Consider the following 24,252-nt stretch of genomic DNA (forward strand, 5'->3'; position numbering starts at 1 on the left):
GCCCTCGGCCCCTTTCGCGGCATCCATGCCGCTCACCCGTTTCCGCGACACTGCCGCTCGGCCGGCCAAACGGGGCACTAGGGTGCCGGTTGAAAGTTAGGCTTTTTCCAGCCGGCTTAAAGCAGGTGCAGTGCTGCTTTCCGAACCTACTGATGGATTTGGCAGCGAGAAGGGATAAACGACTTTTCAAAGAAAACTTCCAGCCGGCACCCAGTGCCCTGTTCAGGAGGCCGAACGTAGCCGTTCTGGAGGTGGGTGAGCGGCAGGGATGCCGCGAAAGGCGTCGAGGGCCAGGACGGCCCTTCGACGGCGGCCCACCGGAAGGGCGGCGGAGTGAGGGGACCCGGCGCGCAGCGCCGGGCCGGATGACCAGGGCAAGCGTTTTTGGTTACTTTTGTCCGGGGCGCGCAGCCGCGACTGCAAAAAGTGACCCGCCCGGCGGGGGCGGAACAGGAGCTTTCCGAACACGCCATGAATTAGCTTGGCAACATGAGCTAAACGCACTACCCCCACCCCAACCCTCCCCCGCACGCGGGAGAGGGGGCAGTCCGGCGCGAAGGGGGCCTATTAGATGCTGCGGCTTGGCACCTGATTCGGTCAGTCATGACAGCCCAACTCCCCAAACCTACAACTTTTCCCAGTTATCCCCCTTGCCCCCGCCCGTTAGCCTGCTCTCGTTCCCATCGATACGAGGAAGGCATCCATGCAGGTTCACGAAGGCTACGCCGATTTTCAAGGCCACCAGACCTGGTACCGGGTAACCGGTGATCTGGCCAGTGGGCGATTGCCGCTGGTGGTAGCCCATGGCGGTCCCGGTTGTACCCATGACTACGTCGACAGCTTCAAGGACCTGGCCGCCCAGGGCTGGCCGGTGGTGCATTACGACCAGCTCGGCAATGGCCGCTCCACGCACCTGCGCGGCATCGATCCGGGATTCTGGACGGTGGCGCTGTTCCTCGACGAGTTGAACAACCTGCTCCGGCACCTGGGGATCACCGAGTACGTGCTGCTTGGCCAATCCTGGGGCGGGATGCTCGCCGCTGAGCATGGGGTGCGCCAGCCCGCCGGATTGCGGGGGCTGATCATCGCCAACTCGCCGGCCTCCATGGCCTTGTGGCGGGCGGCGGCGGCGGAGTTGCGCGCCAAGCTGCCGCCCGAGGTGCAGGCCACCCTGGATAGGCACGAAGCCGCCGGCAGCACCGACTCGCCCGAGTACCGCGCCGCCAGTGACGTCTTCTATGCCCGCCACGTTTGCCGGGTGCAGCCGATGCCCGCCGAGGTAGCACGCACCTTCGCCGCCATCGACGACGATCCCACCGTCTATCACGCCATGAACGGTCCTACCGAATTCCATGTGATCGGCAGTCTCAAGGACTGGAGCGTGATCGACCGTCTGGAGCGGATCCAGGTCCCCACGCTGCTGATCTCCGGTCGCCATGACGAGGCCACCCCGGCCTGTGTGGAACCCTTCGACCGACTCATCCCGGATGTACGCTGGCGCATTTTCGAGGAGTCCAGCCATATGCCCCACGTGGAAGAGCGCGAAGCCTGCATGGCCACGGTGGCGGTTTTCTTGGCTGAGGTGGCGCGCGGCTAGACGTCCGCGTCCAAGGCGTCGGCGATCTCGTCGATGCGGGTCTGGCGGTCGTCGGCCTGCAGGCGCGGACGCGGATTGAGCGCCGACCATTCCGGGTGGGCACGGGCCACCTGCACGGCGGGCGGCAGTTTGCCTTCCCGCCAGCGTTGTTCGTCCGGCGCCGCGACCTCGATGGCACCCTGGGCGGCATGACCGCGGGCTTCCAGGGCTGCCAGCAACTGGCGTTGGCGCACGGCCAATAGCCGCAGCACCGCATCGTCGATGGACAGCTCCCGACCGCCGCGCAACTTGCCGAACAGGCGCCGGCCGTAGTGCCCGCCGGTCTGCGCCAGGCCGCCGGCCAGGGCGCCCAGCACCGTGGCGGCGCCCAGGGTCAGGCCGCCGGCGAGCAGGTCGAGACCGACGCCGGCCGCTGCCCCAGCCGCCACCCCACCGCCCAGGCGAATGCCCAGCAGCCGCAGGGTTTCCGGATTGAACAGATCGTCGCCCCAGCGCCCGTCCAGCAGGGGCAGGTCGCTGGCATGGGCGTCGCCCGGCCGAAAGCCGAACAGCCGCAGCAGGTCTTCCACGCAACGTTGCTCGCGGGTGCGCAGGGCGTCGCGCAGTTCAGCCGTCGCCGCTGTCACCTCGGCTTCGCCGGGTGCCACGCTGCGGCGGGCGGCAGCGGCGTCCACCAGTAGTTCGGCGATCAGGCGTACGCCTTCGTGATGGCGCCGTTGGGCCTGTTCGGCATGGTCGGCGATGAGGCGTTGCAGTGCCGGGCGGCCGCTTTCCAGCAGGGTCGCCAGACTTTCGTAGAGGCGGGCCTCGCCGTCCGCGGGCGGTGCCACGCTGTCGAAGCGCACCAGGGCGTGCAGGCCGAGACGGGCCAGGGTGGCGCGCCAGTCGTCGGCGCGATGCCCCTCGGCGGCGACGAAGTTGAGTACCGGCACCAGCGGGCGGCCGCAGCCGGCCAGCACCGCCAGTTCGTCGCGGTACTTGGCCAGCACCGGCTCGCGGGCATCGATCACATAGAGGCCGGCATCGGAGGAACGCAGCTGGCGGATCACCTTGGCTTCCTGCTCGAAGCGCTGGCGGGCTTCCACGCTGTCGAGGAAACGGTCGAGCAGGGTGGCGGCGTCCAGGCGTTCGCCGGGTCGCTCCAGCTGTTCCAGGTAGTCGCGCAGGGCGATGGCGTCTTCCAGGCCGGGGGTGTCGTAGAGCTCCAGCAGGGCTTCGCCGTCCACCGACAGCCGCGCGCCCTCCACATGCCGCGTGGTACTGGGGCGATGGGAGACCTCGCCGAAGTCGATGTCGCGAGTCAGGGTGCGCAGCAGGGAGGTCTTGCCGACGTTGGTATGCCCGACCAGCGCCAGGCGCAGGGGGCCGCTCATGGATTCGCCTCCAGCCAGGCCAGTTCTTCGAGATCGCCCTCGCAATGCGCCAGGCGCAGGGCATCCAGCGCCTGGCGCCAGTCGTCCAGGCGGACCGGATCGAGCTTGCCGCCCAGGGGCGCGGGGAGCAGCCAGACGCGGGTCGCCGTGGCGCAGCGCGACAATTCCGCCAAGAGCGCGAGGGTACCGCGATCGGGCGAGCGCCGTGGGTCGCAGGCGATCAGCAGGCGGCGGGCCGGGTAGCGGGTCAGTTGTTCCAGCAGATGGCGGCGGCCCTGGCCGTCGTCGAGGATGCCGGCATCGCTCACCCCCTCGGGCAGCGGTGGCGGCCAGGTGTGGTCGGTGAGTTCGATGCCCACCAGCAGGGCTTCGTCGCCGGTACGCGCCAGGCCACCGGCATCCTGTACCGGCAGGTGCGCGGGGGCTGCGTCGTTCACGCCCAGGCGTTCGCTGGTGGGCAGCAAGCGCTCGCGCAGCCGTAGATAGCCGGGGCGCTCCACATCCAGGCGCAAGCGGCGGCATCCCTGGCGCCAGCGCCACAGGCAGATGAGGGTGAGCAGCAGGCGCGGCAGCAGACCGTAGACCAGCACCACGCCCAGCAGCCAGCCGGCCCAGGCCTGCCGCGCCGCATCCAGAGGGCTGGCGGCATCGCCACTGGCCGCGATGCTGGCGGCGTCCGGCAGCGGAAAGCCGAGCAGTTGGGGCAGGGCGCCCAGGAGCTGGGTCAGCAAGACGAAGGTATCGCTGCCGAGCAGGGTGGTCTCCCAGACGAACAGATAGTTGCGTCCAGACAACAGCGCCAGCAGGGTCGCCAGGGCACTGCCGAGGATCAGCAGCCAGAGACCGTGGACCAGGCCGCCCAGCGCCCAGGGCAGCAGGCGTGCGCGCCCGAGCAGACCGACCAGCGCCGGGCCCAGGTACAGGGCCCGGGCATCCCGGGCCAGGCGTCCGGAGAGCCACAACCATAGGCGCGCCAGCGGCGAAGCCAATTGCCGCCCGCCACCCAGCAGCCCGAGGGCCCAGACTGCGAGACTGAGCAGGTTCAGACCGAGCAGGCTGCCCAGGGCCCAGAAGACATTGACCGGCCGGCTGCCGTCACCCAGGGCTCCGGCGGCGAGACCGGCGCCGCAGAACAGCGCCACTATGCCCAACAGCCAGGCGGCGAGTACCGCGCCCTGGCGCCAGCGGCGTCGCGCGGCCAGGAGGCCGTCCCGCTGGGCGAGCAGATGGGCGCGGGTTACGAGGCGGGTCTCGAAAGCACCCCCGGCCGCGCGCGCCTGGCGATTGGCCTCGGCATCTTCCAGGGGGCCGCTATCTTCCTCGGTCAGGCGCAGGGCCTCGGTCAGCCAGAGATCGTCGAAGGCGGGAGGGGGAGTAGCGGTCACGCGGGGGTGCCCTTGCGGCGGAAACCGTGAGGATAGTCCCTGGCGCCCTCGCTGTTAACGGCTCTGTTATGCTCTGTCACCATGAAAACCTCTCTTCCCCTGAGCCTGATCGTCGCCGTGGCCGAAAACGGTGTCATCGGCATCGAAAACCGCCTCCCCTGGCATCTGCCGGCGGAGCTCAAATACTTCAAGGCCGTGACCCTCGGCAAGCCGCTGGTCATGGGCCGCAAGACCTGGGACTCCCTTGGCCGCCCGCTACCGGGACGGCTGAATCTGGTGGTCTCCCGTCAGACTGATCTGCTGGCCGAAGGTGCCGAAGTTCGCTCTTCGCTGTCCACTGCGGTGGAGCGCGCCGAGGCCTGGGCACGCGAGCGCGAGGCAGGCGAGATCATGCTGATCGGTGGCGCCCAGTTGTTCGCCGAGGCTCTGCCGGTGGCGCAACGTCTCTACCTGACCCGCGTCGCCCTGGCGCCGGAGGGGGATGTGTTCTTTCCGGAGTGGGATGAACGCGATTGGCAACTCGTCTCGCGGCAGGAGCATCCGGCCGAGAAGGGTCGTCCGGCCTATGCCTGCGAGGTGTGGGAGAGGCGGGGGTGAGGTAGCGCCCCGTCGCGTTTGGCGCGACAGGGCGCTTGGTTTGCCTTTAGGGCTCGGCGCGAACCAACTGGCCGATGAGGCGATAGCGGGCCGGATCGTTGCGGCGGAAGTACAGCGCCAGCAGAGCGCCGGCCAACAGGCTGGCGGCGATGATCCAGGGGATCAACTGGAACAGTGTCGATTGGGCGGCGTTGCCGGCGGCGAAGGTCATGTTGGTGAACAGCAGATCCACCACATAGACCAGTCCCAGGCCGCCCAGCAGCGGAGCCAGCAGGGTCTTGAACCAGTGCTTGTCCTGTTGGTGCGGCCCTGGTACCCGATGGAAGTAGACGATCACCGCGAAGGCACAGAGGGCCTGGACCACCAGGATACCCAGGGTGCCGAGCAGTCCCAGCAGGGTGAAGAGGTCCGCATAGGGATCCTTGCCGGCGGCGAAGAACAGCAACACGATCACGCTGGCCAGTACCGTCTGCACCGTGGAGGCGCGGTGCGGCGAGCCGTGCTGGCTATGGGTCCGACCCAGGGCGGCGGCCGTGCCCGGCAGCAGATTCTCGCGCCCCAAGGCATAGAGATAGCGCGCCGCGCAATTGTGGAAGGCCAGGGCGCAGGCGAAGGTGCCGGTGACGATCAACACCTTGAACAGCGATACCGCCCAGTCACCCAGGAAGCGTCGGGTGGGATCGAAGAATAGATTCGCCGCGGTGGCCGGGTCCTGGGCGATGCGGATCGCTTCGGCGGGGCCGTTGGCGGCCACCACCATCCAGGACACGAAGACGTAGAACAGTCCCACGCCCAGGGCTGAGAAGATCACCGCGATGGGAATGTTGCGCCGCGGATTGCGCGACTCCTCGCTGTACATGGCCGAGGATTCGAAACCGACCCACGACCAGAAGGCGAAGAACAGGCCGATGCCGGCGCTTGCCCCGGAGACACCCGCCGCCGCCTCGAAGGCCCGCGCCGGATTCAGCGACTCGGGCACCAGTCCAGCGGGACCACCGCCGGCGAACAGTACCGCACCGGAGAGGAGCGTGAGCATCAGCACCTCGAGGATCAGACAGACGCCCAGCACCTTGGCCGCCAGGGCGATCTCGAAGTAGCTGAGTACCCCACCGGCCAGCAGCAGGAAGGCGGCGAACCACAGCCAGGACAGCTGCAGGCCGCTGAGCTCCTTGACCAGGTCGGCGGCGAAGAAGGCGAAGATGCCGACGATGGCCGGTTCGAAGACGACGTAGGTAAGAGTCACCGTGACCCCGCAGGCGAGACCTGCCACCGGTCCCAGCCCGTGGGTGATGAAGCCGTAGAAGGCCCCGGTGGCGGAGATGTGCCGAGCCATCTGCGCATAGCCGATGGCGAACAGGGTGAGGATCAGGGTGGCCACTACATAGCCGGCCGGGGTGTACTGGCCGTTGCCGAAGCCGACCGAGATGGGCACGTTGCCGACCATGGCGGTGATCGGCGAAGCCGTGGCGATGACCATGAAGAGCACGCCGGCCAGGCCGACCGAGTTGCCCTTCAGGCGATCGAAGTGATGCCCTGCGGGTGCGTTCTGTACAGTGGTGGTGAGTGTCATGGGGCGTCCTTTCGGCTTGGGGCGACTAGAGGCTGGCGACCTGTGCCTGTTTCTGTTGGTTGTAGAGACTCTGAGGCCGGGCGTACTGGCGCTCGACCAGCAGCGCCTGGGCCAGAGGCCGGTCGCCGGCGCGGATGGCTGCCTCCAGCAGGGTGCGGGCGAAGACGTCGCGCTGGGCGTGGCTGCCGCCGAACTCGCCAGTGCTGTTCTTGATGGGCAGCAGTTCTTCGATGACCTGGGCGTAGTCCTCTCGGGCGAAGGCCAGTACGGCGCGCGCCACCGGCAAACCGACGCGCTGGTGCATGAGGGCGTAGGCGCTGTCGGGCGGCGGGCGCTGGGCGCTCAGGCGCTGCAGGAAGTCTTCCGCCTGGCTCAGGTCGTCCTGGGCGGCGAAGGCCAGCATGGCGTGGGCATCGTTGAAGGAGTAGAACTGCTGATCGGCCTTCTTGGCCCAGGAGTCGGCCAGTTCCTGTGGCCGCTCGCCGAGGGGTTGGCGTTCCAGGAAGAGGCGCCAGAGGATCGAGGAGCCGTCGACCAGGACCATGGGTTGCGGCGTGATACCCGGCCAGTGGATATGGCTGTCGTAGAGGGCGACGGCATCATCGACCAGGCCGTTCTCCAGTTGGAACAGTCCCAGGTGCACGGCGTTGTGCGAGACCATCAGGTTGTCCTGGGTCCACTGGGGGCGGGTTTTTTCCAGGAAGGCCAGGCCCTGCTCGTGCTTGCCCTGCATCTCCAGAGCATGGGCCACGGCGTGGATGCCCCAGATGTCCCCGGGGTTGGCTGCCACGGCACTGTAGGCGGTTTCTTCCGCGCGCTCGTATTGGCCGGCTTCTTCCTGGCCGAAGCTGAGCATGCCCAGCAGATAGCCATAGTAGGGATGCTCAGGGCTCCAGGCCGGCAGGGCACGCAGCAGACGGTCGCGCAGATTGGTGGCGGCGCCGATGAAGAAGTCCAGCTGATGGCCGCTGAGCAGCGCCAGGATATCCTGCGGATAGGTGAGCAGCAGTCGATCCAGAGACAAGGCGGCTTGGTGCAGGCGTCCCTCGCTCCATACCCGTAGCGCCTCCCGGTGCAGGCGTTCGCGGGAGTTCAGCTGTCCGCTGGGAAGGGCGTCGAGTTCGGCTAGCGCGGTGCGCGCTGCTGGCAGATCGGCGCGGTCGGTGGACCATAGCGCCAGGTGGCCGGACAGCACCAGAGCCATGGGGAAGCGCGGCTCGATCTCCAACGCCCGGGTCAGCGCCGCCGTGGGATCGGCGAAGCGGATCAGGGCGGCGATGGCCTCTTCGTAGGCGGCGAGCGCCTGGTGGTCGCTGACGGTGAGGACTAATCCGGTGCAGTCTTTCATGAGGTACCTGTTCTAAAAAAGCAGCGACATAAGGCCGCCTGGCGTCGCATAGAGGAGCCAGGTGCCGGGTTGGTTGGACGAAAGGTGCAGAGGCTGCAGGACGGAATCTAAGTGAGGGCTCCGCTCCGGCCTAAATATCCTTTGCGGCTAAGGATCTGCCGGAAAGTACTATTGGATGGCTCTGGAAAGCGGTTTTCAGTCGATCGGGCAGGCTTGCTCTAGGCGTGGCGGACCGCGGCTACTGCCCGTCATCGGCGCCATCTAGCCTGCGATGGAAAGCCGCAACGGGGTGTCGGCCTGGTTCAGCAGCGTGTCGCTGCTGATGGGGCGCCGTTCCGCGATAGGAGTGGTAACCCATCGAGCCGCTCTGGCCCGGGCTTAATGGAACCCTAAGCCAGGCTATGGCATAACGGACCCTGCAACCTTCCCCTTGTCCAGGGTGCCGTCATTGCCGGGAAGGTTTCAGCCCGCTTTGTGCAGTGCGAGGAGGAGTCAGCGATGATGGCGATTCGTACGGACCCTTACCTGACCGGGACTACCCTGGCCAGCGTCACCCAACCCCAGGCCGGTCTGGCCGTGAGTTCGACCGCCAATCCTGGCGTTACCCCGGGTGACGCCGATGTGGCGGTGGACCTGTCGGCGTCGGCGCAATTGGTCTCCAACCTGCTGCCCCTGCAGCCCTCCAGCAGCCTGTCTGACGATGACTCCGACGGCGGCGAGCTGGATGCTTTCATGCAGGACCTCAAGCAGCAGATCCAGTCCCAGGGCAAGGATGCAGGAGTGCTCGGCGAACTGCCGGACAAGGCCACTCCGGGGCGCACCGAGCTGGCCAAGCAGGCCGCCAATTATCTGTTGGTAAACTTCTATGGCGACTCCAGTCGCTACAGCGATGCCTCCAGCAAGAATCCCTTCGCCGACCTGGACGGCGACAGCCTGTCGCGCATTGCCCGCGACGACTCCGGCGCCTTCACCCCGGCGGAACGCCAGGTGGCCTACTTCGAAATGGCTGGGCGTAGCACCGACGACCAGAACGCTGCCTTCTCGGTAGTGACCGCGCCCAACGCCAAGGACGGGGCCGAGCCCTGGACCTGGGCGCCGTCCGCTACCCTGGATTCCGAAATTGCCGCGACGGTGAATCCGGGTTCGCCCACCTGGCGGCCGGGCCAGGAAACCACCCAGCTACTCGACCAGGTGAGTCCGCCCGGCGTCGCCTCGGCCTCCCAGGCGGATGACCAGGGGCTGACCCAGCCGGTGTTCAGCATCGCCACCGGTGCCGATGGCAGCCCCAGCTGGAAGATGCAGTCCATTACCCGTTATGGCTTGCAGGACCTCGGCGCCGATGAGCGAGATACCTTGAATGGCGCCGTGCTGACGCAGATGAATGCCAGCACCCTGACCAATCCACAGGTCGCGCCGGCGCTCTCGCTCTATCGCCAGATAGACGCCTATCGCGCTTGAGGCCAGGAGCGTAGGTTGGGTTGAGCGCCAGCGAAGCCCAACAGAGGCAGCGCGTCCATTTGTTGGGCTTCGACGATGAAGCCATCTCAGCCCAACCTACGGAAGCTCCGAGGCGTAGGTTGGGTTGAGCGTCAGCGAAGCCCAACAACCCAACCAAGCACTACTCAGATCGCCTTGAGCTTCTTCGCCGGCAGGTAATCCCGGTGCACGCGCTCTTCCACCAGATACAGCCAGCAGGGGCCCTCCACCTGGGGGAAGAGGCGTACTTCCTGGATGCTGCTGGGCTTGAGGGCACCGTTGCCCAGCTGCACGGCCACCTCCTGGCCCAGGCGGAAGCGCGGAATGACGCCGCTGTCCACCACGGCCTGCTCGGCCTTGGTGGCCGGGCGGCCGAGGTATTCGGCCAGATCCACCGGGCCGGACGGGCCTTCGGCGACGGTGTCCACGTGGAAGCTGTAGGCGGTGGCCAGGCCTTCGTCGCTGCCGTGGGTCTCACCCTGCTTGATGCGGGACACCGCCTGGTCGAGGGCGGCGTCGAGCGTCAGCTCGTTGTTCGATTGCAGGGTGATGACGATGCGGCGTTCGAAGGGGTACTGGCTCATGGTTTCGACTTTTTCGGCAGAAGAAGAAAAGAAGGGACATCTTGTGCCCCCTTTGGCCGGCGCCTGTCCAGCCGGGGGCGCCCGATCGGTGACCGCGTTTGCAACCCCGGTTGTCCAGGGGCCAGGCGGTCACCCGCGGCGACGGCGCTCGCCGCCGCGTTCAAGTCAGTCCTTGCGCCGCTTGAGCTGGTCCTTGAGCTGGCTGGGCACCTCGCGAATGATCAGCACGTCCTGGCCTTCGTCGTACTCGATGCGCGAACCCAGCAGGTGCGCCTCGAAGCTGATCGACAGCCCCTCGGCGCGGCCGGTGAAGCGGCGGAATTGGTTGAGGGTGCGCTTGTCCGCCGGGATCTCCGGCGCCAGGCCATAGTCCTTGTTGCGGATGTAGTCGTAGAAGGCTCGTGGCGCCTGGTCGTCCATCAGTTCGGAGAGGGCGTCCAGGGCCATGGGCTCGCCGCGCTTGGCCTGGCTGCTGGCGTAGTCCACCAGGGTGTCGGTCTTTTCCTTGGCGGCTTCCTCAGGCAGGTCCTCGCTTTCCACGTAGTCGCTGAAGGCCTTGAGCAGAGTGCGGGTCTCACCCTTGGCGTCGACGCCTTCCTGGCAGCCGATGAAATCGCGGAAGTAGTCCGAGACCTTCTTGCCACCCTTGCCGCGGATGAAGGAGATGTACTGGCGCGACTGCTTGTTGTTGCGCCATTCCGAGAGATTGATGCGCGCCGCCAGGTGCAGCTGGCCCAGGTCCAGGTGCTTGGCCGGGGCCACTTCCAGGGTCTCGGTGACGGTCACCCCTTCGCTATGGTGCAGCAGGGCGATGGTCAGGTAGTCGGTCATGCCCTGCTGGTACTGGGCGAACAGCACGTGGCCGCCGGTGGAGAGGTTGCTGCTCTCCATCAGCCCCTTGAGATGCTCCACCGCCTGGCGGCTGAAGGCGACGAAATCCTGCTCGCCTTCCAGGTAGGCGCTGAGCCAGCCGCTGAAGGGATAGGCGCCGGATTCCTCGTGGAACAGGCCCCAGGCCTTGTTGGGCTTGGCGTTGTAGCTGTCGTTGAGATCGGCCAGCAGGTTCTCGATGGCCTGGGAGTCGGCCAGTTCGGCGTCCCGCGCGTGCAGGGTCGCGGGCTGGCCGTCGGGCTTCTTGTCGATCAGATGGACGATGGCGTGACGGATCGGCATGGCGGACTCGGGTAACGGGAAAAGTCCGCCAGTCTAACGCCCAGGCGCGGCGACGGGCAGGCCCCTGACGCCGCAGCTTCAGGACGCGGCCGGCTCCTGCTTCTCCTCGGCGGCATTGCTTAGATGGCGGATCATGAACAGCGCCGCCTCCTCGCGGCGGTCCTCCAGCAGCAGGTCGATGAGCTGCAGGTGCTCCTGGCAGCGGCGCTGAGCCTGCTGCCGATCCACCGACTTCTGGTATTCGATCAGCCGGCGCAGGCGATTGAGCCGACGCAGGGCGTCGAGGATGAAGGCATTGCCCGAGCAGCGGGCGATGGTCTCGTGCAGGCGGGTGTTGGCGTCGAAGATCTCCGCGGGCGAGGTTTCGAACACCCTCCCGGTGGCCAGTAGTTCCTGCTCGTCGCGGCAGCGGCGCAGTGCTTCGGCATCCAGGGTGAAGTCGGCTTCGCGGATGCCGGCCGGCTCGATCAGCAGACGGAAGCGATAGCTCTGGGCGTAGGCGGCAGGGGAGGTGAGGCCCTCGACGAAACTCCAGCCATAGCCCGGCAAGCGCTCGGCCCAGCCCTCCTGAACGATACGCCTGAGGATGTCGGTCAGTTGGCCACGGGTGATCGGGTAGCGGCGGAGCAGCTCGTTTTCCGAGACCTTCAGCGGCAACTCGCCCTCGATGCGGTCGCGGGCGATGGCCAGGTACAGGCGTTCGTTGGTGGAGACCTCCTCGCGCGCCGGAGGCGTGGCTGCCAGGGCCCCGGCAGCCACGGCGAAGCCGCCTTCGGGGTGGCGTAGGAGCAGGGCTTGCTCGGCCATCTGCTGCAGGGCGCTGCGCACCGGCGAGCGCGACACCCGCAGCCGCTCGGCCAGAACCCGCTCGGGCAGCCGGGTGCCCACCGCCAACTGGTGCGAGGCGATGTAGGTGAGGATGTCGGGAATCAGGCGGGAGGCGAGGGTGTTGCCCATGGCAGCGCTGAGCGAGTCGGCCGGAAAGCCTGAAATGCTAGCACGAGAGCCTCCAGGCGCAGCCCGCCCGGAGGGTGTCTGCCGGGATCGATCAATCCCCGCTCGGCCTGACGTCCATCTCCTGCAGCTTCACCAGCCGGCTGCCGTGCTTGAATCGATAGCCCAGCCAGACGGCGAGGAACAGAGGCAGGCTGATGTAGGTGGCGGCCAGGCCCACCCAGTCGACCCCGTTCGGACCGAACAGGGCGGCGTAGTTCTGCCCCAGGGTGATCACCAGGCAGAGGGCGAAGGCCAGCAGCGGGCCGAAGGGGAACAGCCGGGCGCGATAGGGCAGGTCTTCCAGGCGGCGGCCCTGGGCCAGGTAGCCTTTACGGAAGCGGTAGTGGGACACGGCGATGCCCAGCCAGGCGATGAAGCCGCACATGCCCGAGGTGTTGAGCAGCCAGCCGTAGAGGGCCTTGTCGCCCACCAGCGAGGTGAAGAAGCACAGGGCGCCCACCGCCGTGGTCGCCAGCAGGGCGTTGCGCGGCACCCCATTGCGCGCGACCCGGGCGAACAGGCGTGGCGCCTTGCCCTGTTCGGCCAGGCTGTGCAGCATCCGCGTCGAGGCGTACATGCCGGAGGTACCGGCGGAGAGTACCGCCGAGAGGATCACCGCGTTCATCAGGCTGGCGGCGAAGGCCAGGCCGGCACGCTCGAACAGCAGGGTGAACGGCGAGACGGAGACGTCGGTGGCGTCGTTCTGCAACAGGCGCGGATCGGTGTAGGGGATCAGCATGCCGATGACGAAGATCGCCAGCACATAGAACATCAGGATGCGCCAGAACACCTGGCGGATGGCGATGGGCACGTTCTTGCGCGGATTCTCCGATTCGCCCGCGGCGATGCCGATCAATTCGGTGCCCTGGAAGGAGAAGCCAGCGATCATGGCCACCCCGACCATGGCCTGCAGGCCGCCGACGAAGGGCGCCTCGCCCTGGGTGAAGATGGCAAGCCCCGGCGGTTCGATGCCGCTGAAGATGCCGAGGATGGCGGCCAGGCCCAGGCCGATGAAGACCACCACGGTGGCCACCTTGATCGCGGCGAACCAGAATTCGCTCTCGCCGAAGCCGCGCACCGAGACGGCGTTGAGCAGGAACATCAGGCCGAGGAACAGCGCGCTCCAGATCAGCCCTGGTACCTCGGGAAACCAGAAGCCCATCACCAGTTGCGCGGCCACCAGCTCGGCGGCGATGGTCACCGCCCAGTTGTACCAGTAGTTCCAGCCGAGGGCGAAGCCGAAGCCGTCCTCGACGAAACGGCTGCCATAGATGGAGAAGGAGCCCGATACCGGCTGGTAGGCGGCCATCTCGCCCAGGCTGGTCATCAGGAAGTAGACCATCAGGCCGATCAGCGCATAGGCCGCCAGGGCGCCGCCCGGACCGGCCGTGGCCACGGTGGCGCCGGAAGCGACGAACAGGCCGGTGCCGATGGAGCCGCCGATGGCGATCATGTTGAGGTGACGGGGCTTGAGCCGGCGCTGCAGGCTCGGGGAGGGGGTGGACATGGAATTTCCAGCTGGCAGTTGAACGGGGTCCGGGCGCTGGCTCTGGCGGCCATTCTCGGTAGTCGGGGCGATTCGCTCGGCGCGAATGAGCACCTGCACGGGCAGGCGGCAAAAAAGCGGCGAAGCTTAGCAGGCTAAGGGCAGCGGTGGGATGGCGGTCGTCGGTGCGGCGCTGTCGCAGCGTGATCAGTGCCAGGCTCCGCTTCGGCTAGCATGGGCCCAGGGTCGTATAGGGCAGTCCAACGTGATCGATTCGAGAACCTTCGGCAGCGGTATCCAGGGCAAGAACTACCTCCAGTTGCAGTCGACACGACCGCGTCCGGAGTTTTCCCGGCTGGTCGGTTTCATCCTGCTCGACCACTTTTCCCTGCCGTCCTTCACCCAGGCACTGGATACCCTGGTCACCGCCAACCTGCTCTCCACCGGCACCTTCGCCACCCGCACCTACAGTCCGACCGGGGCCGAGGTGATGAGCGACCTGGGCATCGTCATCCGTCCGGATGGCGACTACCGCGCCGTGGAGGGCGCGCGCTTCGACCTGCTGGTGGTCTGCGGCGGCCTGCGCACGCCGCTGGAACTGGAGCCCCGCCTCAAGGCCCTGCTGGTGCGCGCGGCCAAGCAGCAGGTCTCCCTCTGCGGGCTGTGGAACGGCGCCTGGCAACTGGGCCAGGCCGGGGTGCTGGACGGCTATCGTTGCGCCATCCATCCCGAGCAGCGCAGCGCCTTCAGCGAGCGGGTGCGCGGTTGCAAGACCTCGGCGGAAAGCCATGTGCTCGATCGCGACCGCTTGACCGCCGCCAGCCCCAGCGGCGCCTTCCACCTGTTCCTCGAATGGATCGGCACCCAGTGCGGCAGCGCCCTCGCCGATGGGCTGGTCAACATCCTGGCCTTCGAGGAATCGCGCTTTCGCCAGGTCAACCCGACGCTCAAGGTGCAGATGACCCCACCGCTGCGCGAGGTGGTGTCCCTGATGGAAGCCAACATCGAAGAGCCCCTGACCATCGAGCAGTTGTGCGACTACGCCGGCCGTTCGCGGCGGCAGGTCGAGCGGCTGTTCCGCGAGCAACTCGACACCGCGCCCATGCGCTACTACCTGGAACTGCGCATCACCGAAGGGCGCCGACTGTTGCAGCATTCCACCCTGTCGGTGCTGGAAGTGGCGGTGGCCTGCGGCTTCACCTCGGTCACCCACTTCAGCAAGAGGTATTCGGCCTACTTCGGCTATCCGCCGTCCAAGGAGCGGCGGCTGAAGTATTGAGCGCTGTTCTATGGTTGGCACGCCAGCGCTTGAGGTCATGACGCTGCTTCGCTTTGATTGAGCGCATGTTGCTCATCGAACCTGCTGGACTTGATGCGAACCCCTCTGGACCAGAGCGGGATGATTGCCTTAGGTGGCCGCTGGCCCCCTTGCTGCACCAGACCGCTACCACTCGGCTCGCCAGGCAGGGCTCTGACCCTCTTTTTTGGAGGCTACCGGCAGATCAATAAAATCAATGACTTAAGAAGGTGCCGAAAAAGAGGGTTGGGCCGGCGGAAATGCAGTGAAAGCCTGTTGCACCAAGGACTTGGGCGGGAAATACTCTAGTTCACTGCCGTGTAGGCAGCTTAGAAAATCATGAGGCGCTCCCAGTCATCGTCTGATGCGTTCACTGCCGTGTAGGCAGCTTAGAAATCCTCGCAGCCAGCGAGCGCGGCGATCTGCGCGTTCACTGCCGTGTAGGCAGCTTGGAAAACGTAGGCTTGTTGTTCGCGGCTCCCATGAGGGTTCACTGCCGTGTAGGCAGCTTAGAAATTCGCCATCTCCAGGCATTTTTTGATCTTTTCGTTCACTGCCGTGTAGGCAGCTTAAAAAGCGCTCCGGCGCCCATCGGGACCTACGCCATAGTTCACTGCCGTACAGGCAGCTAGCCTTTCACCCCTTCTACGCTCGTGCTCTTCCACGCCAAGCCCCGCTGATCAAGGCTGCTGACCGCAGCTCGTCGGCACCGCCTGGCCTCGATCCGCATCGCGCTCCGCCGCATTCAGGCACAGCAACCCAGCTAGGGCGAACAGCAGGCCGAGCAGCATGCCCGGCGCCAAGGGTTCGTCAAAGCAGGCCCAGGCCCACAGCAGGGCCACCGGTGGGCTCAGATAGAGGGCACCGCTGACCGCCTGGGGGCTGCCTTGGCGTAGACACAGCCAGTAGAGGCCGTAGCCGAGCAGCGTCGGGATCAGCAGCCAGAGCACCGCCAGGGCGAAACCGGGGGTCAAGGGCGGGCGCAACGGACCTTCCAGGCCGGCCGCCACCGTCATCACCAGGCTGCTGGCAGCAAGCTGGATGAACAACAGTGTTGGCAGCGCCAGGTTGCTGGGCGGCAGGCGACTCTGCACCAGGGTTGCCAGGGCCAGTGCCAGGGCGCCGCCGAGGGGCAGGACATAGGCCCAGCCGGGCGCCACGCCCAGGCCCAGTCCTGCTCCGGTGGCGAGCAGCACCCCGGTCAGCCCCAGGCCCAGCCCGAGCCACTGGCGCCCGCTGGTGCGTTGTCCGGGCAAGAGGCAGCAACCCAGGGCCACCAGCAGCGGCGACAGATCCGAGAGCAGCGCGGCCAGCCCCGGCGAGACGCCCAGTTCGATGGCCTTGGCGGAGGGAGCGATGCAGCCGGCGAAGGCGAGGGCGCCGATGGCTGCCTGCTGCCCGATGATCCGCAGCGGCAGCCGCCGCAATTCAGTCCAGGCGAAGGGCAACAGCAGCAGGGCGGCCAGGGCGAAGCGCCAGAACGTGACCAACAGGGTGGGCGCCTGGTCCGCGGCGTAGCGATAGCCGACGAAGCCGGCACTCCAGCACAACACCAGGGCGAACTGACGCAACAAAGCGGAAGACAGGATGGCAGGCATGACCAGACTCCGGTGAGGGGATGCCTTGAGCCTGGCGTAGGGTGGTAATACACTCAAACGACATTATCTGTAGATATGGTTCGATAAAAACGCATCATGCCCGCGCCCCTCGATATCGACGTCCTGCGCACCTTCCACACCATCGTCCGGCTGGGGCAGTTTCGTGCGGCCTCGTTGCAGCTCAACCGCAGTCCCTCGGCGGTGAGCAGCCAGATCCGTCGGCTGGAAGAGCAGACCGGTGGGCGGCTGTTCGAGCGTGACAACCAGGCGGTGACCCTGACCCCGCTCGGACGCCGGGTCTTGCTGGAAACCGCTGAGCTGTTGCAGGCCCATGACCGCATCCTCGCCGGACTCACCGGCCAGCCGGTAGTAGGCGAGGTGCGCCTGGGCGTGGCCGAGGACTACGCCGCCCGGCTGCTCAAGGAGGTGCTCCCACGACTGCAGGGCGAGCACCCCGGCATCGTCCTGGAAGTCCTCACCGGCAACAGCGGCCAGCTCCGGCGCTGGCTCGCCCAGGGCCTGCTGGACCTGGCGTTGCTGGTAGGGCCAACCGGCGCTGGCCAGGCGGAAGGCCAGGTGTTCGGTCATACGCAACCGGTCTGGGTCGCCGGCCCCGGCCTGGTGCTCACCCCGGACACCAGCGTGCCCCTGGCCTTACACGGCGAGGGCTGTAGCTATCGCGAATTGGGTATCGACCTGCTGACCCGGCAGAACCGTCGCTGGCAGGCGGTGATGACCAGCGCAGCCTCTTCGGCACTGGAGGCGGCCGTCGAACTGGGCCAGGCGGTGGCCATCATCGACCGGGCGCGCATGACTCCACCCATGCGCGAATTGCTGCCGGACGAGGGTTTTCCCGCCTTGCCGTTGCACGAATTGCGGCTGGCTTCGCCGCCTGGCGAGCGCAGTCCGGCTTGTGAGAGGTTAGCGGGATTGATCGCCGAGGATTTCAGGTTGTAGCCAAGCGCCCGGAGCCTGGTTGATCAGTTGCCTCAGGGGCTCCCGGCAGCATCCGCGCGCAGAGGAAGTCCACCAGGGCGCGAATCTTGGGTGCCGGTTGCTTACTGACCGGCCAGAGCACATGGAACACCCCGGTGTGTATCTGCCGATCAGCCAACACCGTGCACAGACTGCCATCGGCCAGGGCCTCCGCCACGGCGAAATCCGGCAGGTAGGCGATACCCAGGCCGCGTAGGGCGAAGCACAGGCGGGTCTCGATGTTGTTGCAGATCATCGAGGTGGGTAACACTACCTCGGCTTCGCCAGGTAACTGCTGCAGCGCCCAGGTTTCCAGCTTGCCGCTGTTGGGAAAGCGATAGTGCAGGCAGGCGTGCTGCTGCAGGTCGGCCGGCGTCTTCGGCCTGCCGCGCCGGGCCAGATAATCTGGCGAGGCGACCAGATGCATCCTGAAGGTGCCCAGCCGCCGTGCGGCCAGCCGTGAATCCGAGGGTTCGCCGGTACGGACCACGGCGTCGAAACCCTCTTCGATGACATCGACCATGCGGTCGGTGAAATCCAGGTCCAGCTCGATCTGCGGATACTCGCGCATGAATTCACCGAGTACCGGCAGCACCAGTGAACTCACCAGGGGCAGACTGACCCGCAGGCGTCCGCGTGGGGTGGCGGTGGCTTGTGACAACTCCAGTTCCGCCGCCTCGATCTCGGCAAGTATGCGGCGACTGCGCTCCAGGAAGAGGGCGCCCTCGGCCGTCAGGGTGATGCTGCGTGTACTGCGATGGAACAGGCGTACGCCGAGCTTATCTTCCAGGCGTGCCACGCTCTTGCCGATAGCCGATGCTGATACGCCCAGCAGGCGGCCTGCCGCGACGAAACTGCGCGTTTCGGCTACCTGCACGAACACCACGAAGCCGTTAAGACTGTCCATGCCGCTTTTCCCAGACATTGCGGATATTCAGTTCCGCACATCGAGGAACTGTAGCCGGCTTTTTCTTCAATCCAAGGCTTTTTATCGTCGTGGCACTACCTGCAAGCGAGGGCTGTGCCATGACGAATCTCCAGCGTGTCCTGGATAAGGCTGTTTCCACCCGACTGTCTGCCCCGGTCCAGGCTGTCGTTCAACGTGCCCTGGATGAGCAGCGACTGGTCGGCGCCGTGGTTCTCGTCGTCCGGGATGGTGAGCTGATCCACCGACAGGCCGCCGGTTTCGCCGACCGGGAAAAGGCGCAGCCGATGACCTTGCATACCCTGTTCCGCCTGGCCTCGGTGACCAAGCCCATCGTCTCCACCGCAGCGCTGGTGCTGGTGGCGCGAGGTCTGCTCGAACTCGATGCGCCCGTTGCGCGCTGGCTGCCGGAGTTCTGCCCGAGCCTGGCCGATGGCCGTCCGGCAGCCATCACCACGCGGCAATTGCTCAGCCATACGGCTGGCTTGGGTTATCGTTTCCTGGAAACCACCGCGCAGGGGACCTATGCCCAGGCTGGCGTGTCGGACGGGATGGATGCCGCGAGTATTGGCCTCGCCGAGAACCTGCGCCGCCTCGCCAGCGTGCCGCTGTTGTACACGCCGGGTACCGCGTGGGGCTATTCGCTGGCCACCGATGTGCTGGGCGCGCTGATCGAGCGTATCCAGGGCATGCCATTGGACGAGGTGGTACGGCAACTGGTGACCGGCCCCCTGGGCATGGCCGATACCGGCTTCGTCGCCCGTGATCCCGGGCGGATGGCGACCGCCTATGTCAACGGCTTGCCACGCCCGCACCCTTTGGCCGAAGGCGAGACGGTTCCGGTGTTCGAGGACACCGTCGGTATCACCTACAGCCCGGCGCGCATCTTCGACGCCCAGGCCTTCCCGTCAGGAGGGGCCGGGATGGCGGGTACTGCCGGGGATTTCCTGCAACTGCTGGAGACGTTGCGGCGGGGCGGCGGGACGCTGCTGCCTGCTGGACTGGTCGAGGAGCTGGGACGGGATCAAACCGGAGGCTTGGAATTGCCCGGCATGCCAGGCGTCGGTTTCGGCCTGGGCTGCTCGGTCTTGCGTGATCCCAGGCTTGCGGCGTCACCCGAATCCCCAGGCACCTGGCGCTGGGGTGGTGCCTACGGTCACTCCTGGTTCGTTGATCGGGCGCGGGGGCTGAGCGTGGTGGCCTTCACCAATACCCTGTACGAAGGCATGTCCGGTCGTTTCGTTACCGAGTTGCGCGATGCGGTCTACGAGATTGGGGAGTTCGGGCGATGAGCGGGGTAGGCCAAGATCGCTTGCCCTGGGCTGCATTGCTGGCACTGGCCATGGCGGCTTTCATCACCATTCTCACCGAAGCGCTACCGGCCGGACTGCTGTCGCAAATGGCGCAAGGCTTGGCGGTGTCCGAAGGGTGGATCGGCCAGACCGTGACCCTTTATGCCCTGGGTTCATTGATAGCAGCGATGCCGCTGACCGCCGCCACGCAAGGAGTACGCCGGCGCCCACTCTTGCTGATGGCCATTGGCGGATTCTTCGTCGCCAATACCCTCACCGCGCTTTCGACCAGCTACCTGCTGACGCTGGCGGCGCGTTTCCTGGCTGGCGTCGCGGCCGGGCTGCTGTGGGCACTGCTGGCGGGCTATGCGGCCCGTCTGGTGCCCGAACACCAGCGCGGTAGAGCGATCGCCGTCGCCATGGTGGGCACGCCCCTGGCGCTCTCTCTCGGCGTGCCCGTAGGCACTTGGCTTGGGAGTCTGCTGGGCTGGAGGCCGTGCTTCGGGCTCATGAGCTTACTGGCACTGGCGCTCATGCTCTGGGTCCGCATCAAGTTGCCGGACTTCGCCGGCCAGGCAGCGGAGCAGCGCCCGTCATTGGGACAGGTGTTCCGGTTGCCTGGGGTGCGCTCGGTACTCTTCGTGGTGCTGACCTTCGTGTTGGCGCATAACCTCCTCTACACCTACATCACCCCCTTCCTGGCGGCTGTCGGCATGGCCGGGCGCGTGGATCTGGTCTTGCTGGTGTTCGGCGGAGCATCGCTGCTGGGTATCTGGATCGTCGGTGTGCTGATCGACCGTCACCTGCGTGCCTTGACCCTGGCCAGCACCTGCCTGTTCGGTCTCGCCGCGCTGGCACTCGGCCTGGCGTCCGGGCGGCTTGCCGTGGTCTACCTGGCGATAGCCGCCTGGGGGCTGGCCTTCGGCGGGGCGGCCACGCTGTTCCAGACCGCTCTGGCCAGAACCGCGGGCGAGGCCGCGGATGTCGCCCAGTCCATGCTGGTCACCGTCTGGAATAGCGCGATTGCCGGTGGCGGACTGCTTGGCGGGTTGCTGCTGGAGCGGCTGGGCGTTGGGGCTTTCGCACCGGTGTTGCTGGGGCTGTTGGGGCTGACGCTGGTGGTGGTGTGGACGGCGCGGCGGCAGGGTTTTGCGGCCGATACCAACCCAACACCGCTCACGTTATCGGGGGAGCCGCGATCATGAGGGCTTAGGTACTGTTCTTTAGCTGTTGCACGGACTCAGCCTGGCTGAGTCCCCACCTGCGCTCATTTCGCCACGCTGATCGCCGAAGATTTTCGACTCTGAACAGCTCTACAGCTGGGCTTTCCTTAAGGCTTGGCGCAAATCAGACGCTGTAGCCTTGCTGTCATCTTCCCCTGGCATGTTGCCTTCCGAACATGAGAGGCGCGTTTCCGCGCCTCTCGCCATCGGACGATCAGCAAGGGTGCGGACATGCAGGCTTCGCTTCGCGGTATGACGTTGGGATTGGTTCTCGGGCTGATGAGTGGCGGCCAGGCGCTGGCGGCGACGCCCATTCCCTTCTGGCATGCCATGGATGCTGAGCTTGGCAAGGAGGTCGACTCCCTGGCCCAGCGCTTCAACCAGGCGCACCCGGAGTTCCAGGTTCAGCCGGTGTACAAGGGCAACTACGATCAGACGCTGGCCGCGGGGATCGCCGCCTTCCGTACCGGCCAGCCGCCGGCCATCCTGCAGGTCTACGAAGTCGGCACTGCGACCATGATGGCCTCCAAGGCCATCGAGCCGGTCTACCAGGTGTTCAAGGATGCCGGCCTGAAACTGGACGAGGCGCGCTTCGTGCCCACCATCGCCAGCTACTACAGCGATGCCAAGACCGGCCAACTGCTGTCCATGCCGTTCAACAGCTCCACTCCGGTGCTCTACTACAACAAGGACGCCTTCAAGAAGGCCGGCCTGAATCCGGATGCGCCGCCCAAGACCTGGCAGGAACTGGCCGAGGACAGCGCCAAGTTGCGCGCAGCCGGCATGCAATGTGGCTATGCCAGCGGCTGGCAGAGCTGGATTCAGCTGGAGAACTTCAGTGCCTGGAACGGCCTGCCGTTCGCCAGCCTCGACAATGGCTTCGGCGGCACCGGTGCGGTGCTGGAATTCAACAAGGCGCCCCAGGTGAAGCACATCGCCCTGCTGCAGGCGATGGGCAAGAAGGGTGACTTCACCTACGTCGGGCGCAAGGACGAACCCACCGAGAAGTTCTACAACGGCGACTGCGGCCTGCTGACTACCTCGTCCGGCTCGCTGGCCAATATCAGCCACTACGCCAAGTTCGACTTCGGCGTGGGCATGATGCCCTATGACGCCGACCTCAAGGGCGCGCCGCAGAACGCCATCATCGGCGGCGCCAGCCTCTGGGTGTTCAAGGGCCAGGATCCGGCGGTGAAGCGCGGCGTGGCCGAATTCATGGCCTTCCTGGCGCAGCCGGAGATCGCCGCCGAATGGCACCAGAAGACCGGTTACCTGCCGATCACCACGGCGGCCTACGACCTGACCCGCGAGCAGGGCTTCTATGCCAAGCATCCGGGGGCCGACGTGGCCATCCGCCAGATGCTCAACAAGCCGCCGCTGCCCTTCACCAAGGGCCTGCGCCTGGGCAACATGCCGCAGATCCGCACCGTGATCGATGAGGAACTGGAAAGCGTCTGGACCGGCAAGCAGAGCCCGCAGCAGGCATTGGATGCCGCTGTGCAGCGCGGTGATGTGCTGCTGCGACGCTTCGAGAAATCCACCCAGTAAGGCTGAACCCCGGCGACGCCCATGTAAGCGCGTGGGCGTCGCCGGGTCGGTCCCCTTCACTCCAGGCTCTCCTTCGCCCATGTCCGCATCCCGTCAGGTGTTCCCCTCCGGTTGGCTGCCCTATGCGCTGCTGGCGCCGCAGCTGGCGATCACCGCCGTGTTCTTTCTCTGGCCGGCCGGCAAGACCCTCTGGTATTCGCTGCAAAGCCTCGATCCCTTCGGGCTGAACAGCCAGTTCGTCGGCCTGGACAATTTCAAGCAGCTATTCCACGACCCCCTGTACCTGGCCTCCTTCTGGACCACCCTGAAATTCAGCGCCCTGGTGGCCGGCTGCGGCCTGCTGGTGTCCCTGGTCTTCGCCGCCCTGGTCGACCTGGTGGCGCGCGGCAGCCGGATCTACCAGACCCTGCTGTTGCTGCCCTATGCGGTGGCCCCGGCCGTGGCCGCGGTGTTGTGGATGTTTCTGTTCAATCCCGGGCTCGGCTTGATCACCGTGGCCTTGGAGCATTACGGCTATGCCTGGAACCAGGCCCAGAATCCCGGCCAGGCCATGTTCCTGGTGGTGCTCGCCTCGGTGTGGAAGCAGATCAGCTACAACTTCCTGTTCTTCTTCGCCGCGCTGCAGTCCATCCCCCGTTCGCTGATGGAGGCCGCCGCCATCGACGGCGCCGGGCCCGTGCGGCGCTTCCTGCAGCTGTCCCTGCCGCTGATCGCCCCGGTGAGCTTCTTCCTGCTGGTGGTCAACCTGATCTACGCCTTCTTCGACACCTTCCCGGTGATCGATGCGGCCACCGGCGGCGGGCCGGTGCAGGCCACCACCACCCTGATCTACAAGATCTACCGCGAGGGCTATACCGGCCTCGACCTGTCGGCCTCCGCCGCCCAATCGGTGGTGCTGATGCTGCTGGTCATCGTGCTCACGGTGGTGCAATTCCGCTATGTCGAACGCCGGGTGCGCTACCAATGATCGAGAATCGCCGCGGGCTGACGCTGTTCTGCCACCTGATGCTGATCCTGGGCATCGGCGTCATCCTCTTTCCGCTCTATGTGGCGGTCGTCGCCGCGACCCTCGACGACCAGGCGGTGTTCGCCGCGCCCATGACCCTGGTGCCGGGCCGCCACCTCTGGGACAACCTGAGCCTGACCTGGACCCAGGGCGTGGGCAACAACACCGCCCCCTTCTGGCGGCTACTGCTCAACAGCTTCCTGATGGCGCTGGGCATCACCCTGGGCAAGCTCTCGGTGTCCATCCTCTCGGCCTTCGCCATCGTCTGGTTTCGCTTTCCGCTGCGCACCCTGGCTTTCTGGCTGATCTTCATCACCCTGATGTTGCCGGTGGAGGTGCGCATCTTTCCCACCGTGGACACCATCGGCCAACTGGGGATGATGAACAGCTACGCCGGCCTGACCCTGCCGCTGATGGCCTCGGCCACCGCCACCTTCCTGTTCCGCCAGTTCTTCCTGACCCTGCCCGATGAATTGCTGGAAGCCGCGCGCATCGACGGCGCCTCGCCGATGCGCTTCTTTCGCGACATCGTGCTGCCGCTGTCGCGGACCAATATCGCGGCGCTGTTCGTCATCACCTTCATCTACGGCTGGAACCAGTATCTCTGGCCGCTCCTGATCGTCAGCAACCCCGACCTCGGCACAGCCGTGGCGGGCATCCGCGGCATGCTCTCGCTCGGTGAGCGGGCGCCGCAGTGGAACCAGGTGATGGCGGCCATGCTGCTGACCCTGATCCCACCGGTGGCGGTGGTGCTGGTTATGCAACGCGCCTTCGTGCGCGGTCTGGTGGATAGCGAAAAGTAA

The 24,252-nt window shown here is 66.3% G+C and carries 20 protein-coding genes and 1 CRISPR repeat array; of the genes, 10 read left to right on the top strand and 10 right to left on the bottom strand.

Going from position 1 to position 24,252, the window contains the following annotated elements; all coding sequences use genetic code 11:
* The first annotated feature begins 703 nt into the window (after positions 1-703).
* The gene (locus CCZ28_RS21660; RefSeq protein WP_140220815.1) at positions 704-1,597 is read left to right on the top strand and encodes a proline iminopeptidase-family hydrolase; all 894 of its coding nucleotides are present in this window, start codon (positions 704-706) and stop codon (positions 1,595-1,597) included.
* Here the strand turns inward: CCZ28_RS21660 and CCZ28_RS21665 are convergent.
* Together CCZ28_RS21665 and CCZ28_RS21670 are read right to left on the bottom strand one after the other, a co-directional pair.
* Positions 1,594-2,970: a GTPase/DUF3482 domain-containing protein gene (locus tag CCZ28_RS21665; protein WP_140220816.1), complete on the bottom strand. Its 1,377-nt coding sequence runs from the start codon at positions 2,968-2,970 to the stop codon at positions 1,594-1,596. The two genes, CCZ28_RS21660 and CCZ28_RS21665, sit on opposite strands and share 4 nt — an antisense overlap.
* Positions 2,967-4,355 carry a DUF2868 domain-containing protein gene (locus CCZ28_RS21670; RefSeq protein WP_140220817.1) on the bottom strand — a complete coding sequence of 463 codons (1,389 nt, stop codon included), beginning with the start codon at positions 4,353-4,355 and terminating at the stop codon, positions 2,967-2,969. Before CCZ28_RS21670 ends, CCZ28_RS21665 begins: the two co-directional genes overlap by 4 nt.
* Positions 4,356-4,436: 81 nt before the next feature.
* Between CCZ28_RS21670 and CCZ28_RS21675 the strand changes: the two genes are divergently transcribed.
* Positions 4,437-4,952 carry a dihydrofolate reductase gene (locus tag CCZ28_RS21675; protein WP_140220818.1) on the top strand — a complete coding sequence of 172 codons (516 nt, stop codon included), beginning with the start codon at positions 4,437-4,439 and terminating at the stop codon, positions 4,950-4,952.
* Positions 4,953-4,998: 46 nt separating this feature from the next.
* Here CCZ28_RS21675 and CCZ28_RS21680 read toward each other — a convergent pair whose 3' ends face one another.
* Both CCZ28_RS21680 and CCZ28_RS21685 read right to left on the bottom strand, forming a co-directional pair.
* On the bottom strand, positions 4,999-6,522 hold the full coding sequence (locus tag CCZ28_RS21680; RefSeq protein ID WP_205894609.1) for an APC family permease: 1,524 nt from the start codon (positions 6,520-6,522) through the stop codon (positions 4,999-5,001).
* Between the two features lie 25 nt (positions 6,523-6,547).
* Positions 6,548-7,870: a tetratricopeptide repeat protein gene (locus CCZ28_RS21685; protein ID WP_140220819.1), complete on the bottom strand. Its 1,323-nt coding sequence runs from the start codon at positions 7,868-7,870 to the stop codon at positions 6,548-6,550.
* A 498-nt stretch (positions 7,871-8,368) separates the two neighbouring features.
* Here CCZ28_RS21685 and CCZ28_RS21690 point away from each other — a divergent pair, with 498 nt between their 5' ends.
* Complete coding sequence (locus tag CCZ28_RS21690) at positions 8,369-9,328, top strand: hypothetical protein (RefSeq protein WP_140220820.1); 960 nt, start codon at positions 8,369-8,371, stop codon at positions 9,326-9,328.
* A 164-nt stretch (positions 9,329-9,492) separates the two neighbouring features.
* Here CCZ28_RS21690 and CCZ28_RS21695 read toward each other — a convergent pair whose 3' ends face one another.
* The 4 genes from CCZ28_RS21695 to CCZ28_RS21710 all read right to left on the bottom strand — a co-directional run bounded on the left by CCZ28_RS21695 (position 9,493) and on the right by CCZ28_RS21710 (position 13,606).
* A complete protein-coding gene (locus CCZ28_RS21695) occupies positions 9,493-9,930 on the bottom strand; it encodes a hypothetical protein (protein WP_140220821.1) in 438 nt (145 codons plus the stop codon).
* 165 nt (positions 9,931-10,095) lie between these two features.
* Entirely contained in the window at positions 10,096-11,103 is a 1,008-nt protein-coding gene (gene yejK, locus CCZ28_RS21700; protein ID WP_140220822.1) for a nucleoid-associated protein YejK, read from the bottom strand.
* Between the two features lie 78 nt (positions 11,104-11,181).
* A complete protein-coding gene (locus tag CCZ28_RS21705) occupies positions 11,182-12,060 on the bottom strand; it encodes a GntR family transcriptional regulator (RefSeq protein ID WP_140220823.1) in 879 nt (292 codons plus the stop codon).
* 91 nt (positions 12,061-12,151) lie between these two features.
* The gene (locus tag CCZ28_RS21710; protein WP_140220824.1) at positions 12,152-13,606 is read right to left on the bottom strand and encodes an amino acid permease; all 1,455 of its coding nucleotides are present in this window, start codon (positions 13,604-13,606) and stop codon (positions 12,152-12,154) included.
* 244 nt (positions 13,607-13,850) lie between these two features.
* On the opposite strand from CCZ28_RS21710, the gene CCZ28_RS21715 reads away from it, so the two are divergent.
* The gene (locus CCZ28_RS21715; protein ID WP_205894610.1) at positions 13,851-14,864 is read left to right on the top strand and encodes a GlxA family transcriptional regulator; all 1,014 of its coding nucleotides are present in this window, start codon (positions 13,851-13,853) and stop codon (positions 14,862-14,864) included.
* A gap of 326 nt (positions 14,865-15,190) precedes the next feature.
* A CRISPR array of direct repeats spans positions 15,191-15,458; the repeat unit is 28 nt; unit sequence GTTCACTGCCGTGTAGGCAGCTTAGAAA.
* A gap of 104 nt (positions 15,459-15,562) precedes the next feature.
* Here CCZ28_RS21715 and CCZ28_RS21720 read toward each other — a convergent pair.
* Positions 15,563-16,480: a DMT family transporter gene (locus CCZ28_RS21720; RefSeq protein ID WP_140220825.1), complete on the bottom strand. Its 918-nt coding sequence runs from the start codon at positions 16,478-16,480 to the stop codon at positions 15,563-15,565.
* 96 nt (positions 16,481-16,576) lie between these two features.
* Here CCZ28_RS21720 and CCZ28_RS21725 point away from each other — a divergent pair, with 96 nt between their 5' ends.
* Positions 16,577-17,437: a LysR family transcriptional regulator gene (locus CCZ28_RS21725; RefSeq protein WP_140220826.1), complete on the top strand. Its 861-nt coding sequence runs from the start codon at positions 16,577-16,579 to the stop codon at positions 17,435-17,437.
* Here CCZ28_RS21725 and CCZ28_RS21730 read toward each other — a convergent pair.
* Positions 17,427-18,362, bottom strand: a complete 936-nt coding sequence (locus CCZ28_RS21730; protein WP_140220827.1) for a LysR family transcriptional regulator — start codon at positions 18,360-18,362, stop codon at positions 17,427-17,429. The two genes, CCZ28_RS21725 and CCZ28_RS21730, sit on opposite strands and share 11 nt — an antisense overlap.
* A 119-nt stretch (positions 18,363-18,481) precedes the next feature.
* Here CCZ28_RS21730 and CCZ28_RS21735 point away from each other — a divergent pair, with 119 nt between their 5' ends.
* From CCZ28_RS21735 to ugpE, 5 genes are all read left to right on the top strand, one after another.
* Positions 18,482-19,672 (top strand): serine hydrolase domain-containing protein, encoded by a 1,191-nt coding sequence (locus CCZ28_RS21735; protein ID WP_140220828.1) that lies wholly within the window; start codon positions 18,482-18,484, stop codon positions 19,670-19,672.
* Complete coding sequence (locus CCZ28_RS21740) at positions 19,669-20,877, top strand: MFS transporter (RefSeq protein WP_140220829.1); 1,209 nt, start codon at positions 19,669-19,671, stop codon at positions 20,875-20,877. Before CCZ28_RS21735 ends, CCZ28_RS21740 begins: the two co-directional genes overlap by 4 nt.
* 249 nt (positions 20,878-21,126) lie before the next feature.
* Entirely contained in the window at positions 21,127-22,443 is a 1,317-nt protein-coding gene (ugpB, locus tag CCZ28_RS21745; RefSeq protein WP_140220830.1) for a sn-glycerol-3-phosphate ABC transporter substrate-binding protein UgpB, read from the top strand.
* Positions 22,444-22,522: 79 nt separating this feature from the next.
* Positions 22,523-23,410, top strand: coding sequence for a sn-glycerol-3-phosphate ABC transporter permease UgpA (ugpA, locus tag CCZ28_RS21750; RefSeq protein WP_140220831.1), 888 nt, complete (start codon positions 22,523-22,525; stop codon positions 23,408-23,410).
* Complete coding sequence (gene ugpE / locus CCZ28_RS21755; protein WP_140220832.1) at positions 23,407-24,252, top strand: sn-glycerol-3-phosphate ABC transporter permease UgpE; 846 nt, start codon at positions 23,407-23,409, stop codon at positions 24,250-24,252. Before ugpA ends, ugpE begins: the two co-directional genes overlap by 4 nt.

It is taken from the genome of Pseudomonas oryzihabitans, assembly GCF_006384975.1.
In the GTDB taxonomy this organism is placed as follows: domain Bacteria; phylum Pseudomonadota; class Gammaproteobacteria; order Pseudomonadales; family Pseudomonadaceae; genus Chryseomonas; species Chryseomonas psychrotolerans_B.

Coding starts and splice junctions, on each gene's coding strand:
- CCZ28_RS21705 (WP_140220823.1), bottom strand. CDS start 12,060: ATGGGCAACACCCTCGCCTCCCGCCTGATTCCCGACATCCTCACCTAC.
- CCZ28_RS21675 (WP_140220818.1), top strand. CDS start 4,437: ATGAAAACCTCTCTTCCCCTGAGCCTGATCGTCGCCGTGGCCGAAAAC.
- ugpE (WP_140220832.1), top strand. CDS start 23,407: ATGATCGAGAATCGCCGCGGGCTGACGCTGTTCTGCCACCTGATGCTG.
- CCZ28_RS21740 (WP_140220829.1), top strand. CDS start 19,669: ATGAGCGGGGTAGGCCAAGATCGCTTGCCCTGGGCTGCATTGCTGGCA.
- CCZ28_RS21735 (WP_140220828.1), top strand. CDS start 18,482: ATGACGAATCTCCAGCGTGTCCTGGATAAGGCTGTTTCCACCCGACTG.
- ugpB (WP_140220830.1), top strand. CDS start 21,127: ATGCAGGCTTCGCTTCGCGGTATGACGTTGGGATTGGTTCTCGGGCTG.
- CCZ28_RS21725 (WP_140220826.1), top strand. CDS start 16,577: ATGCCCGCGCCCCTCGATATCGACGTCCTGCGCACCTTCCACACCATC.
- yejK (WP_140220822.1), bottom strand. CDS start 11,103: ATGCCGATCCGTCACGCCATCGTCCATCTGATCGACAAGAAGCCCGAC.
- ugpA (WP_140220831.1), top strand. CDS start 22,523: ATGTCCGCATCCCGTCAGGTGTTCCCCTCCGGTTGGCTGCCCTATGCG.
- CCZ28_RS21665 (WP_140220816.1), bottom strand. CDS start 2,970: ATGAGCGGCCCCCTGCGCCTGGCGCTGGTCGGGCATACCAACGTCGGC.
- CCZ28_RS21695 (WP_140220821.1), bottom strand. CDS start 9,930: ATGAGCCAGTACCCCTTCGAACGCCGCATCGTCATCACCCTGCAATCG.
- CCZ28_RS21685 (WP_140220819.1), bottom strand. CDS start 7,870: ATGAAAGACTGCACCGGATTAGTCCTCACCGTCAGCGACCACCAGGCG.
- CCZ28_RS21720 (WP_140220825.1), bottom strand. CDS start 16,480: ATGCCTGCCATCCTGTCTTCCGCTTTGTTGCGTCAGTTCGCCCTGGTG.
- CCZ28_RS21690 (WP_140220820.1), top strand. CDS start 8,369: ATGATGGCGATTCGTACGGACCCTTACCTGACCGGGACTACCCTGGCC.
- CCZ28_RS21730 (WP_140220827.1), bottom strand. CDS start 18,362: ATGGACAGTCTTAACGGCTTCGTGGTGTTCGTGCAGGTAGCCGAAACG.
- CCZ28_RS21660 (WP_140220815.1), top strand. CDS start 704: ATGCAGGTTCACGAAGGCTACGCCGATTTTCAAGGCCACCAGACCTGG.
- CCZ28_RS21710 (WP_140220824.1), bottom strand. CDS start 13,606: ATGTCCACCCCCTCCCCGAGCCTGCAGCGCCGGCTCAAGCCCCGTCAC.
- CCZ28_RS21680 (WP_205894609.1), bottom strand. CDS start 6,522: ATGACACTCACCACCACTGTACAGAACGCACCCGCAGGGCATCACTTC.